This is a genomic window from uncultured Parvibaculum sp. (assembly GCF_963975745.1).
GTDB lineage: Bacteria > Pseudomonadota > Alphaproteobacteria > Parvibaculales > Parvibaculaceae > Parvibaculum.
This window is the reverse complement of the sequence record NZ_CAXBIB010000016.1, coordinates 49407-65168: the sequence shown is the minus strand read 5'-3', so window position 1 is coordinate 65168 and position 15762 is coordinate 49407. Positions and strand designations below refer to the sequence as shown.

General features: G+C 60.0%; 20 protein-coding genes and 2 tRNA genes. 10 read left to right on the top strand and 12 right to left on the bottom strand.

Annotated features, from left to right (window positions below):
- Positions 1 to 82 precede the first annotated feature (82 nt).
- From AAC071_RS13165 to AAC071_RS13155, 3 genes are read left to right on the top strand one after another with little or no spacing between them, the layout of a single operon-like run.
- Positions 83 to 1081, top strand: a complete 999-nt coding sequence (locus AAC071_RS13165; protein WP_339833163.1) for a cysteine synthase A — start codon at positions 83 to 85, stop codon at positions 1079 to 1081.
- Positions 1082 to 1116: 35 nt separating this feature from the next.
- Positions 1117 to 1962 (top strand): 3-mercaptopyruvate sulfurtransferase, encoded by an 846-nt coding sequence (sseA, locus tag AAC071_RS13160; protein ID WP_339833161.1) that lies wholly within the window; start codon positions 1117 to 1119, stop codon positions 1960 to 1962.
- Between the two features lie 14 nt (positions 1963 to 1976).
- Entirely contained in the window at positions 1977 to 2495 is a 519-nt protein-coding gene (locus tag AAC071_RS13155; protein WP_339833160.1) for a GNAT family N-acetyltransferase, read from the top strand.
- Positions 2496 to 2505: 10 nt separating this feature from the next.
- Here the strand turns inward: AAC071_RS13155 and AAC071_RS13150 are convergent, their stop codons facing one another.
- Genes AAC071_RS13150 through AAC071_RS13135 form a run of 4 tightly spaced genes read right to left on the bottom strand, consistent with a single transcriptional unit; the run spans position 2506 to position 6716 of the window.
- On the bottom strand, positions 2506 to 3279 hold the full coding sequence (locus AAC071_RS13150) for an amino acid ABC transporter ATP-binding protein (RefSeq protein WP_339833158.1): 774 nt from the start codon (positions 3277 to 3279) through the stop codon (positions 2506 to 2508).
- Between the two features lie 9 nt (positions 3280 to 3288).
- On the bottom strand, positions 3289 to 4389 hold the full coding sequence (locus tag AAC071_RS13145) for an amino acid ABC transporter permease (RefSeq protein WP_339833156.1): 1101 nt from the start codon (positions 4387 to 4389) through the stop codon (positions 3289 to 3291).
- A 3-nt stretch (positions 4390 to 4392) separates the two neighbouring features.
- Positions 4393 to 5577 (bottom strand): amino acid ABC transporter permease, encoded by a 1185-nt coding sequence (locus tag AAC071_RS13140; protein ID WP_339833154.1) that lies wholly within the window; start codon positions 5575 to 5577, stop codon positions 4393 to 4395.
- A gap of 29 nt (positions 5578 to 5606) precedes the next feature.
- Positions 5607 to 6716 carry an amino acid ABC transporter substrate-binding protein gene (locus tag AAC071_RS13135; RefSeq protein ID WP_339833153.1) on the bottom strand — a complete coding sequence of 370 codons (1110 nt, stop codon included), beginning with the start codon at positions 6714 to 6716 and terminating at the stop codon, positions 5607 to 5609.
- A 188-nt stretch (positions 6717 to 6904) separates the two neighbouring features.
- Here AAC071_RS13135 and metC point away from each other — a divergent pair, with 188 nt between their 5' ends.
- Positions 6905 to 8068 carry a cystathionine beta-lyase gene (gene metC / locus AAC071_RS13130; protein WP_339833152.1) on the top strand — a complete coding sequence of 388 codons (1164 nt, stop codon included), beginning with the start codon at positions 6905 to 6907 and terminating at the stop codon, positions 8066 to 8068.
- Positions 8069 to 8082: 14 nt separating this feature from the next.
- Positions 8083 to 8307 carry an acetyl-CoA carboxylase biotin carboxyl carrier protein subunit gene (locus AAC071_RS13125; RefSeq protein ID WP_339833150.1) on the top strand — a complete coding sequence of 75 codons (225 nt, stop codon included), beginning with the start codon at positions 8083 to 8085 and terminating at the stop codon, positions 8305 to 8307.
- A 3-nt stretch (positions 8308 to 8310) separates the two neighbouring features.
- Here the strand turns inward: AAC071_RS13125 and AAC071_RS13120 are convergent, their stop codons facing one another.
- From AAC071_RS13120 to AAC071_RS13100, 5 genes are all read right to left on the bottom strand, one after another.
- Positions 8311 to 9636: a D-arabinono-1,4-lactone oxidase gene (locus AAC071_RS13120; RefSeq protein ID WP_339833148.1), complete on the bottom strand. Its 1326-nt coding sequence runs from the start codon at positions 9634 to 9636 to the stop codon at positions 8311 to 8313.
- A 104-nt stretch (positions 9637 to 9740) separates the two neighbouring features.
- Positions 9741 to 10487 carry a tetratricopeptide repeat protein gene (locus AAC071_RS13115; RefSeq protein ID WP_339833146.1) on the bottom strand — a complete coding sequence of 249 codons (747 nt, stop codon included), beginning with the start codon at positions 10485 to 10487 and terminating at the stop codon, positions 9741 to 9743.
- Positions 10488 to 10618: 131 nt separating this feature from the next.
- A complete protein-coding gene (locus AAC071_RS13110; protein ID WP_339833145.1) occupies positions 10619 to 11650 on the bottom strand; it encodes a histone deacetylase family protein in 1032 nt (343 codons plus the stop codon).
- Between the two features lie 30 nt (positions 11651 to 11680).
- Positions 11681 to 11757: transfer RNA gene (locus AAC071_RS13105), tRNA-Arg, on the bottom strand.
- A 16-nt stretch (positions 11758 to 11773) separates the two neighbouring features.
- On the bottom strand, positions 11774 to 12082 hold the full coding sequence (locus tag AAC071_RS13100) for an ETC complex I subunit (RefSeq protein WP_339833144.1): 309 nt from the start codon (positions 12080 to 12082) through the stop codon (positions 11774 to 11776).
- A gap of 170 nt (positions 12083 to 12252) precedes the next feature.
- Here AAC071_RS13100 and AAC071_RS13095 point away from each other — a divergent pair, with 170 nt between their 5' ends.
- Positions 12253 to 12465, top strand: coding sequence for a hypothetical protein (locus AAC071_RS13095; protein ID WP_339833143.1), 213 nt, complete (start codon positions 12253 to 12255; stop codon positions 12463 to 12465).
- A 16-nt stretch (positions 12466 to 12481) separates the two neighbouring features.
- On the opposite strand, the gene AAC071_RS13090 is transcribed toward AAC071_RS13095, so the two are convergent.
- The 3 genes from AAC071_RS13090 to AAC071_RS13080 all read right to left on the bottom strand — a co-directional run bounded on the left by AAC071_RS13090 (position 12482) and on the right by AAC071_RS13080 (position 13728).
- Positions 12482 to 12558: transfer RNA gene (locus AAC071_RS13090), tRNA-Pro, on the bottom strand.
- Positions 12559 to 12637: 79 nt separating this feature from the next.
- The gene (locus AAC071_RS13085) at positions 12638 to 13069 is read right to left on the bottom strand and encodes a PaaI family thioesterase (protein ID WP_339833142.1); all 432 of its coding nucleotides are present in this window, start codon (positions 13067 to 13069) and stop codon (positions 12638 to 12640) included.
- A gap of 74 nt (positions 13070 to 13143) precedes the next feature.
- Positions 13144 to 13728: a cold shock domain-containing protein gene (locus AAC071_RS13080; protein WP_339833140.1), complete on the bottom strand. Its 585-nt coding sequence runs from the start codon at positions 13726 to 13728 to the stop codon at positions 13144 to 13146.
- 328 nt (positions 13729 to 14056) lie between these two features.
- Between AAC071_RS13080 and AAC071_RS13075 the strand changes: the two genes are divergently transcribed.
- From AAC071_RS13075 to AAC071_RS13060, 4 genes are read left to right on the top strand one after another with little or no spacing between them, the layout of a single operon-like run.
- The gene (locus AAC071_RS13075) at positions 14057 to 14530 is read left to right on the top strand and encodes a Na+/H+ antiporter subunit E (RefSeq protein ID WP_339833138.1); all 474 of its coding nucleotides are present in this window, start codon (positions 14057 to 14059) and stop codon (positions 14528 to 14530) included.
- A gap of 7 nt (positions 14531 to 14537) precedes the next feature.
- Positions 14538 to 14816, top strand: coding sequence for a monovalent cation/H+ antiporter complex subunit F (locus AAC071_RS13070; protein ID WP_339833136.1), 279 nt, complete (start codon positions 14538 to 14540; stop codon positions 14814 to 14816).
- 2 nt (positions 14817 to 14818) lie between these two features.
- The gene (mnhG, locus tag AAC071_RS13065) at positions 14819 to 15178 is read left to right on the top strand and encodes a monovalent cation/H(+) antiporter subunit G (protein ID WP_339833135.1); all 360 of its coding nucleotides are present in this window, start codon (positions 14819 to 14821) and stop codon (positions 15176 to 15178) included.
- Positions 15175 to 15759, top strand: coding sequence for a DUF4040 domain-containing protein (locus AAC071_RS13060; protein ID WP_339833134.1), 585 nt, complete (start codon positions 15175 to 15177; stop codon positions 15757 to 15759). The genes mnhG and AAC071_RS13060 overlap by 4 nt, the downstream gene beginning before the upstream one ends.
- Positions 15760 to 15762: the final 3 nt, after the last annotated feature.

Here is a 15762-nt window from a genome sequence, read left to right as displayed (position 1 = left end):
GCAATCCTTCGACCTTGAACAGCACCCGCCCCCTCCGTATGTTCCAGTTCCCTTGCCACCGAACAGCAAAGCCTCAAGCCTCATGGAAATAAAGAACGGACTGGTCGACTCGATCGGCAACACGCCGCTGTTGCGCCTGAGGCGCGCCTCGGAGGAGACCGGATGCGAGATTCTCGGGAAGGCCGAGTTCCTCAACCCCGGACAATCGGTCAAGGATCGTGCAGCGCTTTACATCATCCAGGATGCCGTCAAGCGTGGCACATTGAAACCGGGTGGCACGATTGTCGAAGGTACGGCAGGCAATACTGGCATCGGTCTCGCGCTGGTCGGGAATGCGCTTGGATTCAAGAGTGTCATTGTCATTCCCGAAACCCAGTCGCAGGAAAAGAAGGACATGCTGAGGCTCTGCGGCGCCCGGCTTATCGAGGTGCCGGCGGTGCCCTACAAGGACCCGAACAACTACGTCAAGTATTCGGGTCGCCTTGCCGAGGAGTTGGCCGCAAAGGAACCGAACGGCGCCATCTGGGCCAACCAGTTCGACAATGTGGCAAACAGGCTTGCCCATATCGAAACCACCGGTCCCGAAATATGGCGTCAGACAGACGGCAAGGTAGACGGCTTTATCTGCGCCGTCGGCACAGGCGGAACGCTTGCCGGGGTGGGCATGGCGCTCAAGGCCCGGAACAAGAATGTCGTGATCGGTCTCGCCGATCCGATGGGGGCAGCGCTCTATAACTTCTACAAGCACGGGGAACTGAAGGCGGAAGGCACGTCGATCACCGAAGGCATCGGCCAGGGACGCATAACGGCCAATCTTGTGGATGCACCGATCGATGAGGCGTTCCAGATACCCGATGCGGAGGCGCTGCCCATTGCCTTTGGCCTCCTGAAGGAAGAAGGACTCTGTCTTGGCGGCTCAAGCGGCATCAATGCCGCGGGCGCGATCCGGCTCGCAAGACAGATGGGTCCCGGTCATACGATTGTCACCATCCTTTGCGACTACGGAACGCGCTATCAGAGCAAGATGTTCAATCCGGACTTCCTGAGGGAAAAGGGTTTGCCTGTTCCGGATTGGCTTTGAAAAAACAGCCGGGCCGGAACGCAAGGAGTCGATGAATGTCTGTCCCCGCCTCGCCGCTCGTGACGACCGACTGGCTCACCGCCCATCTCGCCGCACCGGATGTCCGGATCGTCGATGCCTCCTGGTATTTGCCGCAGGCGCAGCGCGATCCGCGCGCCGAGTACCAGCGCGAACACATTCCAGGCGCCGTGTTTTTCGATATCGATGAAATCTGCGATCTCGAAAGCCCTTATCCGCACATGTTGCCCGCACCGGAAAAGTTCGCGTCGCGCGTCCGCGCACTTGGACTTGGCGACGGCAATCGCATTGTCGTTTATGACGGCGCCGGCCTGTTCAGCGCCGCACGGGTCTGGTGGATGTTTCGCGTGATGGGACATGACGACGTCGTCGTCCTCGATGGTGGCCTCCCGAAGTGGAAAAGCGAGGGACGCCCGCTCGACGACACAACGCCCCGTCATTGCACCTGCCACTTCACGGCACGACGCAACACCGGATTGATCCGGGATCGCCAACAGATGTTGGGCAATCTCGATACATGTGTAGAGCAGGTGCTCGACGCACGAAGCGCTGGCCGGTTCCAGGGCGTGGAACCCGAGCCGCGTCCAGGACTGCGCAGCGGCCACATTCCCGGCAGTTTCAACCTGCCGGCATCGGAACTGGTTTCGGCGGACGGTACGATCAAGAAACCTGACGAACTCCGCGATCTGTTCAAGGGGGCAGGAATCGACCTTTCCGCACCGGTCGTCACAACCTGTGGTTCGGGCGTGACCGCCGCCATTCTTGCTCTGGGCCTCGCCGTACTCGGCAAGCCGCAGGTCGCGGTCTATGATGGCTCATGGGCCGAATGGGGCGCCATCACGGATCTGCCCGCCGAGGTATGACGCAAGAGGGGCGTTTGGGAAAGAGACACAAGACTGTCGTCACGCATCTGGAAATGCTGGCGGAGCCGAAGCTCCCGCCGGCACCACGCCCGCTTGGAAAATATGCGCTGATGCGCGCCGAGCGGATGCCGGTCCACTTCTATCGCTACCTTTATGACGCAATCGGCCGGGAATATGTCTGGGTCAATCGCAAGCGGCTCTCCGACGACGCACTTGCTGCCATCATCCACGACGATGAAGTCGAAATCTATGTGCTCTATTGCAGCGGCACCCCGGCCGGCTTCATCGAACTCGATTTCCGGAATCATGAGCGCGCCGAACTTTCCTTTCTCGGCGTGATGCCTGAGTATATCGGAAGGGGCCTAGGACGATTTCTCTTGTGTGAAGCAATCGTCCTCGCCTGGGCTCGCCATCCAAAACGCCTGATCGTGCAGACCTGTACGCTCGACCACCCCCGCGCCCTGCCCCTTTACCAGCGTCACGGCTTCGCGCCCTATGCGCAGGAAGAAGTCGAACTTGAGGAACTGGACTGACGGCCGGCGACTAATGCGCCAGTACCTGTGCCAGAAACATCTTGGTTCGTTCGTTCTTCGGATTGCTGAAAAATTCCGCTGGCGGCGCCTCCTCGATAATTTCTCCCTCATCCATGAAGACGACACGATTGGCGACCTCGCGCGCAAAGCCCATCTCGTGCGTGACACACAGCATTGTCATGCCCTCCTGCGCGAGTTCGACCATCACGTCGAGAACCTCCTTGATCATCTCCGGGTCGAGCGCAGAGGTCGGTTCGTCGAAGAGCATGATCTTCGGATTCATGCATAGTGACCGCGCGATTGCGACACGCTGTTGCTGGCCGCCCGAAAGTTGACCCGGATATTTGTCGGCCTGCTCCGGAATACGCACTCGTTCGAGAAACTTCATCGCCATGTCGCGCGCATCCCGTTCCGGCATCTTTCGTACCCAGAGTGGCGCCAGGGTGCAGTTTTCGAGAACCGTCATATGCGGGAACAGGTTGAACTGCTGGAAGACCATGCCGACCTCGCGCCGGACCTCGTCGATCCGTTTGAGATCTTCCGTCAGCTCGATACCGTCGATGACAATCTTCCCGGCATCATGCGTTTCGAGATGATTGATGCAGCGGATCAATGTCGATTTTCCAGATCCGGAAGGGCCGGCAATGACAATTCGTTCACCCTCCCGCACCATAAGGTTGATGTTCTTGAGAACGTGAAAATCGCCGAACCATTTGTGGACACCGGACATTTCAATCATGACCTTGTCCGATATGCGCATCGCCGTTGCGGCATCCGCTGCCATGAAGTCCTCCTAACGGCCGCGCCCGGCGCTGAGCCGACGCTCCATGAAACTTGAATATTGCGACATGCCGAAACAGAAGATCCAGAAAACGATTCCCGCGAACAGATAGCCGGTCAACGCGCCCTGCGGCACGGTCCATGTCGGATCGGCAAGCTGCGCTCTGACCTGGCCGAGAAGATCGAAGATACCGACGATCAGGACCAGTGTCGTATCCTTGAAAAGACCTATGAAGGTATTGACGATGCCGGGAATAACATGCCGCAGCGCCTGCGGCAGAACGACAAGCCCCATTGTCTGCCAATAGCTGAGTCCGGCTGCGCGCGCCGCTTCATACTGTCCCGCCGGTACGGCTTGAAGCCCCCCGCGAACCACCTCGGCCATATAGGCAGAAGAGAACAGCGCAACCCCGACCAGACAGCGCAGCAGATTGTCGGGGCTCATTCCCTCCGGCAGAAACAGTGGCAACATGACGCTCGCCATGAACAGCACCGTGACAAGTGGAACGCCGCGCCAGAACTCAATGAAGACGATCGAGAGTGTTCGAATGGCCGGCATCGATGAACGTCTGCCAAGCGCCAGCACGATTCCGAGCGGCAAAGACACGATGATACCCGTCACAGCGACAACCAGCGTGACAAGCAATCCGCCCCACTCGCTGGTCGGAACCGGCGGAAGGCCCGGGCGATCGCCCGCCAGCAGAACAAGGGCGATCAATGGATAGACGATCAACAGAAAGATCAGATTGAACCGCTTGGCCGGGGCCGACGGAATGAGCATGGGCACCAGCGCGATGAACCCCAGCGCGAAGACGACATTGACCCGCCAGATTTCCGATGCTGGATAGCGGCCATAAACGAACTGGTCGAAATTGGCCCATACCAGCGGCCAGCAGGCGCCCTTGCCCTCGCCGAGACAGGCCTCGCGCGTCTCGCCGGTCCAAACTGCATCAAGAATTGCAAAATTGACAAGCGGCGGCACGGTGAGCCAGAGAAGGTAGATGGCAACGAGCGTCAGAACGCTATTGCCAATACTCGAAAAGAGATTGCGCCGGAGCCAGGCAAGCACCGATCTGGATCGCTGGGGCGGACGGATGATGTCGATGGCGCTCATGACCTATCGTTCCTTGAGCGCGACACGCGCATTGTACCAGTTCATTGCGAGCGACGTGGAAAGACTGAGGGTCAGATAAACGGCCATGGTGATGGCGATGACCTCGATGGCCTGGCCCGTCTGGTTGAGTACCGTTCCGGCGAACACTGCAACGAGATCGGGATACGCGATGGCCACTGCCAGCGACGAATTCTTGGTCAGATTGAGAATTTGACTGGTCAGCGGCGGGACGATGAGACGCAGCGCTTGCGGGATGGCCACCAGCCGCAGCGTCGTGCTGTCCTTGAGACCCAGTGCGGCAGCCGCTTCGCCCTGCCCGCGATCGACGGACAGGATACCGGCTCGAACGATCTCGCCGATAAATGCCGCGGTATAGAGCGTCAGTCCGAGAACGAGAGCGACAAACTCCGGCAGTAGGCGTAAACCACCGCTGAAATCGAAATCGCCGCGCGTCGCGTATTCGAGATGGAACGGTGTCCCTCCGATCGCCCATGCCAAGGCCGGCAGAACGACAACGAGAGCGCCGGCAACACGCCATGCCGGAAACAATTGCCCCGTTGCCTTTTGCCGCATTCGCGCCCAGCGCACCAGCACAATGCCTGCCGCAAGAGCAACCGCAAGCGCACCGAAGAACAGGCCAGCCCCGGCATCGGGTACGGGGTCCGGCAGGATCAGGCCACGATTGCTCAGAAACACGCCCGGCAGCGCCTCCAGGCTGTCGGCTGGCCCGGGCAAAGGCCGCAGCACCGCAAAATACCAGAAGAAGAGCTGAAGCAGCAGCGGAATGTTTCGCATCAGCTCGACATAGCCGGCGGCAATCTTCGCCAGCAGCCAGTTGCGTGACAACCGGGCAACGCCAACAACAAACCCGAGCAGCGTCGAAAGAACAATGCCGATAACAGCAACGACAAGCGTGTTGAGCAAGCCGACGAGAAACGCGCGTCCGTAACTCGATTGCTCCGTATAGGGGATAAGCGTCTGGATGACACCGAATCCGGCCGTCGTTTCCAGAAAGCCGAAGCCGGTAGAAATATTGAGACGTGCAAGATTCTGCTGCGCCGTCGTGGCAAAAAACCAGATAATCAGAATGACGGCAGCCAGCACGCCAGCCTGATAGACAATCGAGCGCAAGCGGGGGTTGTACCAGCTGAACCCCATACCCGATCCACGTTTGACTGGTTTCTGCATTCCTTGCCCGCCCCCCTCGCGCATCGTCGTCAGCGAATCGGCGGCGCGTACATGACGCCGCCGTCGGTCCAGAGCGCGTTCAGGCCGCGTTCGATGCCGAGCGGCGTATCGACGCCTACATTCCGCTCGAAGATCTCCCCGTAATTACCGACGGCGCGAACGATATCGACAACCCAATCGGGCCCAAGCCCGACCGACGCGCCATAAGCCCCCTCCGTACCAAGAAGGCGGCGAACCAGCGGATTCTCGCTTTCCCTCATGTCTTCAATATTCCCCGAAGTGATGCCCAGTTCCTCGGCATTGAGCAAGGCGGCAAGCGTCCACCGCGCGATATCGGCCCATTGCGGGTCACCCTGCCTGACAACGGGTCCGAGAGGTTCCTTTGATATGATTTCCGGAAGCACGACATTGTCTTGCGGGCGCTGCATCTTCAGCCTTTCGGCATACAGGCCGGAGGCGTCGGTCGTGTACCCGTCGCAACGCCCTTGATCGTATGCACTGATCGCCTCGTCGTTCTTTTCGAACGAAAGCACACGATATTCAAGGCCGCGCCCGCGAAAATAGTCGGCCAGATTCAGCTCCGTCGTGGTGCCGGTTTGTGTGCAGATCGTCGCGCCGGCCAGTTGCCGCGCATTGGTGATGCCGGAATCCTTCCGTACCATGAAGGCCTGCCCATCGTAGTAAATGACACCGGCAAAGTCGAAACCGAGCTGCGTGTCGCGCGACATGGTCCATGTCGTGTTCCGCGAAAGAATGTCGACTTCGCCGGATTGAAGCGCCGTGAAACGATCCTTGGCCGAGAGCGGACGAAAGCGCACCTTCTCACCGTCGCCGAAAATCGCGGCCGCAAGCGCGCGGCAATAGTCAACGTCAATGCCGGACCAGCGCCCCCGTTCGTCGGGGCTGGAAAAGCCGGCAAGTCCCTGACTGACGCCACAGCGCAGAAATCCGCGTTGCCGGACTCGCAGCAGGGTTTCCCCAGCTCCCGCAAGCTCGTCCCCCGGCTCGACTTCCGCGGTCGCAACTGGCGCTGCGCCGCGCCCAGCCAGAACGGCCGCCGCATCATAGGGCAACATGAAATAGAGCCCGCCCACGCCAATCAGGATGCCCAAGAACAGGGCGACCACGGGATTTCTCATTCAGCTTCCTTTGTCAGCGCGGCCGGTGGAAATGCTATGCTGGATTCGTTCAGACTAACCGCCGACGGTCCATGCGCAAACCCCGTATATCCATGCAAACCCGCTGTTTCCCCGCCTGAAGGCGACCCGCCCCGCTATGGATCACATTCTGCAAGGCATTGGACAAGCCAGATGACGGACGCCACGCAATGAAAAAAAAGCAGGATACACTGATCGTCAATGCCGGCCGCAACCCGGATGCGAATTTCGGAATCGTCAACCCGCCAGTCTACCATGCTTCAACAATCCTCTATTCGACCCTTGATGCCGTGCGAACGCGCAAGCAGCCATTCACCTATGGCCGCCGAGGCACGCCCACCAGTGCCGCCTTGCAGGAAGCGATCGCCGAGCTTGAGGGTGGCTACCGCACCTTGCTGACCCCGTCGGGTCTTTCTGCTGTCACCACCGCTCTTCTTGCACATCTAAAGTCCGGCGACCACCTGCTGATAACCGATAGCGTCTATGAGCCGTCCCGCCAGTTCTGCGAGCGTGTTCTCCGCCGTTACGGTATCGACGTCGAGTACTACGATCCATGCATCGGTAGTGGCATCGGCGCACTCATCAAACCGAACACCGCCGTCGTCTTCGCGGAATCGCCTGGTTCGGTTACGTTCGAGGTTCAGGACATCCCGGCGATAGCCGAAGTCACCCACAAATCGGGTGCGATTCTTATGCTCGACAATACATGGGCGTCACCACTCTATTTCAAGCCGTTCGACCATGGAGTCGACATTTCGATTCAGGCAGTGACCAAGTATCTTTGCGGCCACTCCGATGTGATGATGGGGGCCATCACCACGACAGAAGCTTCGTGGCGCGAAACGATTGCCAATCATGGGGCACTCGGGCTTTGCGCCGCACCCGATGACATCTACCTGGTGCTGCGCGGCATCCGCACGCTTGCGGTACGGATGGAACGTCATATGAAGACCGGCCTGATGCTCGCAGAATGGCTGGCAGGTCGCCCGGAGGTTGCGCGCGTCATACACCCCGCACTCCCAAACCACGCCGGCAACGCGATCTGGCGCCGCGACTTTACCGGAGCAAGCGGCCTTTTCGCCATCGAGCTCAACCCGGCATCCGAAGCAGCACTGGCGGCTATGCTCGACGGACTGGAACTGTTCGGCATGGGCTATTCCTGGGGCGGGTTCGAAAGCCTGATCATTCCGCAGGACCCGACGAGAATTCGTACCGTCACAAAGTGGGAAGCGGCCGGTCCAATGCTGCGGCTCCATGCCGGGCTTGAAGACCCGGCCGACCTGACGGCCGATCTGGAGGCTGGTTTCGAACGCCTGCGTGCCTGCAATCAATAAAGGACCGGGAAGACATGGCAAGCATCGACGTAAAGAGCGAGATCACGGGCAAGGTCTGGAAGATCGAGGCGAAGCCGGGAGACCATCTGGCCGAAGACGATCCGATCCTGATCCTCGAATCGATGAAGATGGAAATACCCGTCTGCGCCCCGGCGGATTGCAGACTGGCCGAAATCCTCGTAGCCGAGGACGAGGCGATATCGGAAGGGCAGACCGTCGCGATCGTCGAAGCCGGCTGATCGTCAGGATTCGCCGAAAACATGCCTCAGATGGTCGTTGAGGAACTTTCCTGCGGGATCGAGCCGACGCCGCACGGCCTGAAAATCATCCCACTTCGGATACAACGCCTCGAACTCCTTCGCACCGCAAGTATGTAACTTGCCCCAATGCGGTCGCCCCTCATAACGACGGAAAATGTCCTCGACGCCGGCAAACAAGGCCCTGTAAGGCTGGCGGTGATACTGGTGGACCGAGATCGTCACGCTGTCGCGGCGATAGAATGGCGACAACCACGCATCGTCGCCAGCGACATAGCGGAACTCCAGGGGAAAGAGGAAATTGATCCCGCATTTCCGCATATGCTCGCCAACCTCACGAATGCAATCCGGCCCTTTCTCGGCTGGCACCGCATATTCCATTTCGTTGAAACGAACGTTGCGATCGCTCGGGAACGCATCATGCGACCAGCGCACCTTGGCTGACTGGCCTTCGATCCCGTTGATGGAACCACTCGAATAACGCGAACCGCTCGATGAAGTCAGAAGCCGCTGCAGAGGGCCGCGCAGGAACGGAAAGGCACGCGCGACATCGCATGCCAGCTGCATGATCTTGTCATCACGCGACATCTCGCCATCGGGCCTGCGACGCCGTGGGCGCGGCTCCTTGTCAGTCTCTTTCAGAAACTTGATCAGCGCCTGATCGGCAAAGGGAAACCAGAAAAATTCGAAATGACGTCCTTCGTCACGCAGCGCTTCGGCCCGGTCGAGCGCCTCGGCAATCGGCATCCGGCCGCCGGTTTCCTCCAGTGCATAGGTCTTCGCGCATTGCATCGTGATCTCGGTCATCACACCAAGACTGCCGAAACTGACCCGCCCCGCATCGAAGACGTCGGAATTCTCGGTGCGGCTGCACGACATCACCTCCCCGCTCGCTGTCACCAAACGGAATGCCTTGACGCCCGCCGAAAGCGACCCCAGCCCGCCACCCGTCCCATGCGTCCCGGTTCCGACGGCACCTGCCAGCGTCTGCCTGTCAATGTCGCCTTGATTGACCAGTGCCAGTCCGTGTTCGAAAAGCGCAGGACCGAGATCCCGGATCGTCGTGCCTGCCCTGATGCGCGCGATCATCGACTCCGGGTCATGATCGACCACGCCCGACAGACCGAACAGCGTCAGGATCGTTCCGTCGCTCTCGACCAGCGGAGTGAAGGAATGCCCGCGCCCGGCAACCCGGACAGGCCCTTGCGCGTCGCGAATGATCTTGGCGACTTCTTCTTCAGATGCCGGCGTCGCCAGTTGCCGTGGCCATGCCTTCACCCAGCCCGACCAGTTCGACCATACGTCCGTCATGATGCATCTCCGTTTGCGCCGGCGAATGATAGCGCCTCAACGCATACACCAAAAGAAAAAGCCCCGGGATTTTCCCGGGGCCGTTTCTTTCGAACGCTGCAGCCTCAATTGACGTCCGTCTCATCATCCCAAGCCTTAACCTCTGCGACGCTCTCCACCGGCGTGAGCGGCTGGAAGTTACGAGCAAGAACGGATGCCTCCTTGATCTCGGCGGCCGTCATGGAGCCGGCCAGGCGCTCGATCGCCTCAGCTGCAAAGCGTGGAAACCCGCCTTCGATCGCCAGCTGGTAGTACATATAGGCCTTGACCTTGCTCGCTTCGACGCCAACGCCGTCCTCATACATGGTGGCAATGTTGTATTGCGAGCTTTCGAGCCCCTGCCGCGCTGCAGCCTCATACCACTTCGCGGCCGCCTTCATATCCTGTGCGACACCCCACCCCTTGTCATACATGGAAGCAAGATCCATCTGCGCCCGTCGGTCGCCGCCGCGGGCTCCGATGAAGTAGTATTTAAGCGCCTCTTCGACATCGCGCTCGACAACTTTCGCGTCGAAATATTCCTCGCCCAGTCGGAAGGCTGCCCCGGCATCCTTGTTGATCTCGACCGCCCTCTTCCACTCGGCCAAAGCTTCCGGATAGAAACCACGGCTGTAGAGATCCTGTCCCGAAGCCTCGTTGGGTTGACCTTCGATCGCCGGGTCCGGCCTGGATGGCTCGGCGAGTACGTCTGATGCGTGAACTCTGGTGGTAAATGCAATCGCAGCGAGCAGAACCAGAAAACCAACGGCAACAGACAATATCTGTCGCCTGTCCTTCGCCGCAGTGGAATTGCTGACAGCCTGTCGACGCATTTTTCCCTCCCATGCGGGCATATCCGGAGCAGCCTTCTTGCTCCGGCCTCACGCACAATGATCCGGAGCGGGGTTCAAACACACAAGTTAAAGGTTGGTCACAAACGGCTCTCCGGCAAGTCTGCTGCGCGTCAAAGCGCGTGGACAGCCCCGAAGCCATTGAGAAAGCTGGTCAAATTGGCGCCCAGATCATCGCAGAGATAGCCGCCCTCTTGCACGAGCACCGTTGGCAGCCCCAGGCGTCCGACCGCTTCGCCGATCCGCCCAAATCCATCGGTCGTGATGGCAAATCCGCCCTGCGGGTCATCCTTGTAGGCATCCAGACCCAACGCAACCACCAGGGCACCCGGCGCGAACGCCTCGATGCGGCGCAGTGCTGCCCTTAATGCGGGCATGTATGCCGTATCATCGGTCCCCCGCGGCAGCGGCAGATTGTAGTTATAGCCGAGGCCCGCACCTGCGCCGCGCTCGTCGGCATGGCCCCAGAAGAACGGATAAAAGCGAACGGGGTCGGCATGGATCGAAACCGTGAGGATGTCGGACCGTCTGTAGAACATGCCCTGCGTGCCGTTGCCGTGATGCACATCGACATCAAGGATGGCAACGCGGTGATTCGCGCCACGAAGCACATGTGCCGCAATGCCCGAATTATTGAGATAGCAAAAGCCGCCCGCCATATCGGCAAAGGCATGGTGGCCGGGCGGTCGGCTCAACGCATAGCTCCAGGATTCGCCGTCCCGAACCAGGCGCGCAGCTTCTGTTGCCGTATCGGCACTGCGTTTGATCGCCGCCCAACTGTCCGCCGCGATCGGACAGGCGCCATCAGCCATGTGATAGCCCGCCTGCGCCACAGCTGAGAGGGGATAGGCACCGTCCCGACGGTTCGGATGAATGCCCGGCACGACTTCGTCCGAGCCCCCTTCTATTCGCATCCAGCGTTCGTGAATGCCTGAGAGAAAGGCAACATATTCGGGCGTGTGGACGGCCGAAATGGCATCGAGCCCATGAACCGGCGGCACAAGCTGCGCGAGTCCGGCCTCGCAGGCACCGGCCAGAAGGCGGTCAGCACGCTCGGGCACCTCGGGATTGGCTTCCACAACGCCATTTACCAGAAAATGGCGGGGATAATGACGTTTCTGCTCCGGGTCGAAGACAACCTTCATCGGCACGGCCTCAATGGATGAACAAATGCATGGCGATCCCGGCAGGACTCGAACCTGCAACCGACAGATTAGAAATCTGTTGCTCTATCCGGTTGAGCTACGGGATCGAGACACCGGGCAGGCCTAATGGGTCCAGAGTCCCTGTCGGCCATATTTGAAATTGTCGGCATAGGCCTTGATCGAACGGCGCGGCGCAGCGGGCTCGAAGACCTCATAGTCGAGTCCGAGCCTCTCGGCATAGGCAATTGCCTCATCCTTGCTGTCGAAACGAAGCGTCACCTGGGAATCCATGTCGCCCGAACTGGTCCAGCCCATGAGCGGCTCGACCTTGCGGGCGCTGGCAGGCTCGAATTCAAGCAGCCATTTTCTGGTCTTGGCTCGTCCCGATTGCATGGCCGTTTTTGCCGGTCTGTAGATGCGTGCGCGCGCCAATTTATGCCCCTGAGCCAGATTCCCTCGATCTTATGGGGAACGTCGCGAAACTTTATTCTTATCGCCCTAAAACAGCCGAATTTGCAAGTGATAACAACACCATCCCTCGGGGAGGGCGGCATGCCGCATCAGGGCCTTGAGGCATCCTCAAGATCGAAGGAGCGCCGGAGATGAATCAGTATTTCGATCGCGACACCGCCATCGCGTTTCTCGCCAGCCGCGGATTCAATCAGATGGACATCGAATGCATCCTCGATCTGACGGGATCGGTCTCGAAGAATGGCACAATGCTCTGGCCCGCCCATGCCATACGGAAGCTTGCCGGCCGGGCATGGTGGCTTGATGGTGCCGAAATCAGGGCATCTATGCCCTATGCGGCATAGCAATCGCAACGAGGTTTGGTCGGGGCGGCAAGATTCGAACTTGCGACCCTCTGCTCCCAAAGCAGATGCGCTACCAGGCTGCGCTACGCCCCGACATACGCCCCCACTGGTCGAGGGCCGTTCGGCCTGCAATACACCGCCGATGGGCCTCACGGCAACCGCAAGAAGCGGACTAGTTCTGGGACTTGTGGCGCGCCATGAGCTTGAACACACCGCTGGCCTTCAGAACCGGCCTTGGGCCGACATAGAGGCTGGCTTCGCAAAACGCGACCGACCGGGTTGCCCGCGTCACCTCTGCCGTTCCTTCAAGCCATTCGCCAGGCCGCGCCGCGGAAAGAAAATCGCTGTTCATCCGCACGGTCAACGCAATGGTTTGCGTCGCCCGCCAGACTGCCGTTCCCAGAAGCCCGTCGGCAAATGCCATCAGCATGCCGCCATGTGTGATCCCGCGCGAGTTGCAGTGGCGCTGCCTGACCCGAACGCCGTGCACGAACCCCTTTTCCGTCACCTTGTGGAAGAACGGTCCATTGTGGCTGGTGTAAGGCCCCCTGCCCGATGACAGCACAAAGCCGTCCGGCGGATTGTCGTCGTCGCAATCGGTCATGCTGAAATGGAAATCCGGTTGACGGAAGCGTTCTGCAGACGCCCCTCTTCAGAATAATCGGCGAGGGCCGGGGATCAGTCCCCTGACGGGGTATCGGGCGCGATTTCGGCAACCATGAGCCCCTTCGGCCCCTCACCAAACCGGACCTGCACCTGTTGACCCGGCAGCAAATCGCGAATGCCATGCCGACGCAGGGTCTCCATGTGAATGAAGATGTCCGGCGTTCCTTCGCCTCGCGTGACAAACCCGTACCCACGCGCGCGATTGAACCATTTGACCACCGCCGTCTCGAAGTCCCCTATCGGCACCACCCCCGACAGCGTTCCCCTGTTGGCCGCTCGTGGTGCAGCGCCGGCGGGTCTGATCGCCGTCGTTTCGTCGACATCGATAACACGAACCGCCTGGTTGCCCTTGGGTCGCCGCACAGCCTCGCAAGTCACCGTGGCGCCTTCCTCAAGTGCCTCGAGCCCCATCTGCTTCAGGCAGGACAAATGCACGAGCACATCGTCACGCCCGTCATCGGGAATGATGAAGCCGTATCCCTTGACCGCATCGAACCACTTGACCACGCCGGTGACCTCAAAGGACACACCGACAGAATCCGCCGAGATTTCGAACCGCTCTTCCATCCCCACCACGATCGACGTCCGGACGGTCAAACCTAAATGACCTCAAGTATTGGCCGATCCGGAATTTCTCACTGGTCCGTGGTTCCTCCCCAGGACCCCCCATTTTGAATTGTTGACTATAACAGTCTCGGTTAATCATTGAAAGCGGGGCGAGCCGCCCGATTTTTGGCCGCGCCAAACCGGTCTTTCTTGCCCTGGGCAGCCACCGCATTGCATATTGGCCGCCTCACGAAGGATTCTGGCCCGGCAGCGGATCGATATCCTCCCCATCCGCGTCAAGGAACCGGGCTCTCGATCAACCGGCTGGACGGCCGATGGGGTATCTTTGACCCCGCCTGGTCGGCGAGCAAGGGACAACATGGCAAAGGCGATCGGTTTGTCAGTCGCGTTACTCGCTCTGTGGCTGGCTTTGTCGGGTTTTTTCAAGCCCTTCCTGCTCGCCCTGGGCCTGCTCTCCTGCGCCCTGACGCTCTATCTGGCCTTTCGCATGAAACTGCTGGATGACGAAGCGGTCCCGATTCAGCTCCGGCTGACGCTGCTGCTCTATTGGGGCTGGCTCGGCGGAGAAATATTCAAATCGGCCGTTGCCGTCTCGAAGGTCATTCTGGCCCGCAACATGCCGCTACATCAGCAGTTGATCGCCGTTCCGGCCCCACAGAAAACCGACATGGGCCATGTCATATTTGCAAATTCGATCACCCTGACGCCCGGTACGGTTACGGTCGAGACACGGCCGGGCATCTTTCTCGTTCACGCATTGACCGAGGAAGCGTCCGGGCCGGAAGGTTTTGCCGAAATGGGTCGCCGAGTCGCCCGGATCGAGGCGCGCTGACATGGCCATGCTGCTCGCCGCCACCGCTGCGCTGTTCGTCGCCATGATGCTGGTCTTGATCCGTCTCTTCGCCGGTCCAACGCTCTATGACCGCGTCCTGGCGGTCAACACCTTCGGCACGCTGACCGTGTTGCTGCTCGGCCTGCTGGGGTTCATCACCGAGCGGCCGGATTTTCTCGACATCGCGATGCTGTACGCGCTGATCAATTTTGTCGCGACGATCGCAATTCTGAAATTCTTTCGCTATCGCGCGCTCGGGCGCCGCACGCTGCAAGACGAGGACTGACAATGGACCCGTGGCTCGAACTCGTCATCGATATTGCCAGCGGCATTTCATTTGCGGTTGGTAGTATCTTTCTGCTGATCGGCGCCCTCGGCATGATCCGGCTGCCGGACGTGTGGGCACGCATCCATGCCGCAGGCATCATCGACACGATCGGCGCCGAACTGATTGTCTTCGGAATGATCCTTCAGGCGGGTATGACGCAGGCATCACTCAAGTTGATCCTGATCGGCCTCTTCCTTTTTGTCACAAGCCCGACCGCGACCCACGCAGTCGCCAATGCAGCATACACGGCCGGACTACGCCCCATGGGCCTTCGCAAGAACCAGTCGTCCGAAGTCCTTGGCGAGGAGACCAGATCATGAGCGCCGGACTTGTCGGCATCGCCGTCATCGACATCCTGCTCTTCCTGTTTCTCGTACTGACGGCCGTCGCCATCACGCGGCTGCGTAACTTGTTCGCAGTGGCGATGCTTGCGGGAGTTTTCAGCCTTCTATCGGCCGGCCTCTTCGTCACGCTCGACGCCATGGATGTAGCATTCACCGAAGCAGCGGTCGGCGCCGGAATTTCAACAGTCCTGATGCTCGGCACGTTGGCGCTCACGGTACGTGATGAGAAGCCGGTGACACACTCTGCATTCCTGCCGCTGCTGGTCTGCGCGATCGCCGGCGCCGCCTTGATCTACGGCACGCTCGACATGCCCCCCTTCGGTGCCGCCGACAACCCCGTGCAAACGCATGTGGCGCCGGCCTATCTCGAACGCACACCGGTCGAGATCGGCATTCCCAATACTGTGGCGGCGATCCTGGCCAGCTATCGCGGCTTCGATACGTTGGGCGAAGTCGTCGTCGTCTTTACCGCCGCCATTGCCGTCCTGCTGCTGCTCGGCGGCGGTGGTGGCGCACGCAATCCGAACGCACCGTCGAAACAACGGCGGGAGGATTGACGA

Coding starts and splice junctions, on each gene's coding strand:
- AAC071_RS13085 (WP_339833142.1), bottom strand. CDS start 13,069: ATGACCGATTGCGACGACGACAATCCGCCGGACGGCTTTGTGCTGTCA.
- AAC071_RS13075 (WP_339833138.1), top strand. CDS start 14,057: ATGGCAAAGGCGATCGGTTTGTCAGTCGCGTTACTCGCTCTGTGGCTG.
- AAC071_RS13095 (WP_339833143.1), top strand. CDS start 12,253: ATGAATCAGTATTTCGATCGCGACACCGCCATCGCGTTTCTCGCCAGC.
- AAC071_RS13120 (WP_339833148.1), bottom strand. CDS start 9,636: ATGACGGACGTATGGTCGAACTGGTCGGGCTGGGTGAAGGCATGGCCA.
- AAC071_RS13110 (WP_339833145.1), bottom strand. CDS start 11,650: ATGAAGGTTGTCTTCGACCCGGAGCAGAAACGTCATTATCCCCGCCAT.
- sseA (WP_339833161.1), top strand. CDS start 1,117: ATGTCTGTCCCCGCCTCGCCGCTCGTGACGACCGACTGGCTCACCGCC.
- AAC071_RS13140 (WP_339833154.1), bottom strand. CDS start 5,577: ATGCAGAAACCAGTCAAACGTGGATCGGGTATGGGGTTCAGCTGGTAC.
- AAC071_RS13145 (WP_339833156.1), bottom strand. CDS start 4,389: ATGAGCGCCATCGACATCATCCGTCCGCCCCAGCGATCCAGATCGGTG.
- AAC071_RS13060 (WP_339833134.1), top strand. CDS start 15,175: ATGAGCGCCGGACTTGTCGGCATCGCCGTCATCGACATCCTGCTCTTC.
- AAC071_RS13135 (WP_339833153.1), bottom strand. CDS start 6,716: ATGAGAAATCCCGTGGTCGCCCTGTTCTTGGGCATCCTGATTGGCGTG.
- metC (WP_339833152.1), top strand. CDS start 6,905: ATGAAAAAAAAGCAGGATACACTGATCGTCAATGCCGGCCGCAACCCG.
- AAC071_RS13125 (WP_339833150.1), top strand. CDS start 8,083: ATGGCAAGCATCGACGTAAAGAGCGAGATCACGGGCAAGGTCTGGAAG.
- AAC071_RS13115 (WP_339833146.1), bottom strand. CDS start 10,487: ATGCGTCGACAGGCTGTCAGCAATTCCACTGCGGCGAAGGACAGGCGA.
- AAC071_RS13150 (WP_339833158.1), bottom strand. CDS start 3,279: ATGGCAGCGGATGCCGCAACGGCGATGCGCATATCGGACAAGGTCATG.
- AAC071_RS13165 (WP_339833163.1), top strand. CDS start 83: ATGGAAATAAAGAACGGACTGGTCGACTCGATCGGCAACACGCCGCTG.
- AAC071_RS13070 (WP_339833136.1), top strand. CDS start 14,538: ATGCTGCTCGCCGCCACCGCTGCGCTGTTCGTCGCCATGATGCTGGTC.
- mnhG (WP_339833135.1), top strand. CDS start 14,819: ATGGACCCGTGGCTCGAACTCGTCATCGATATTGCCAGCGGCATTTCA.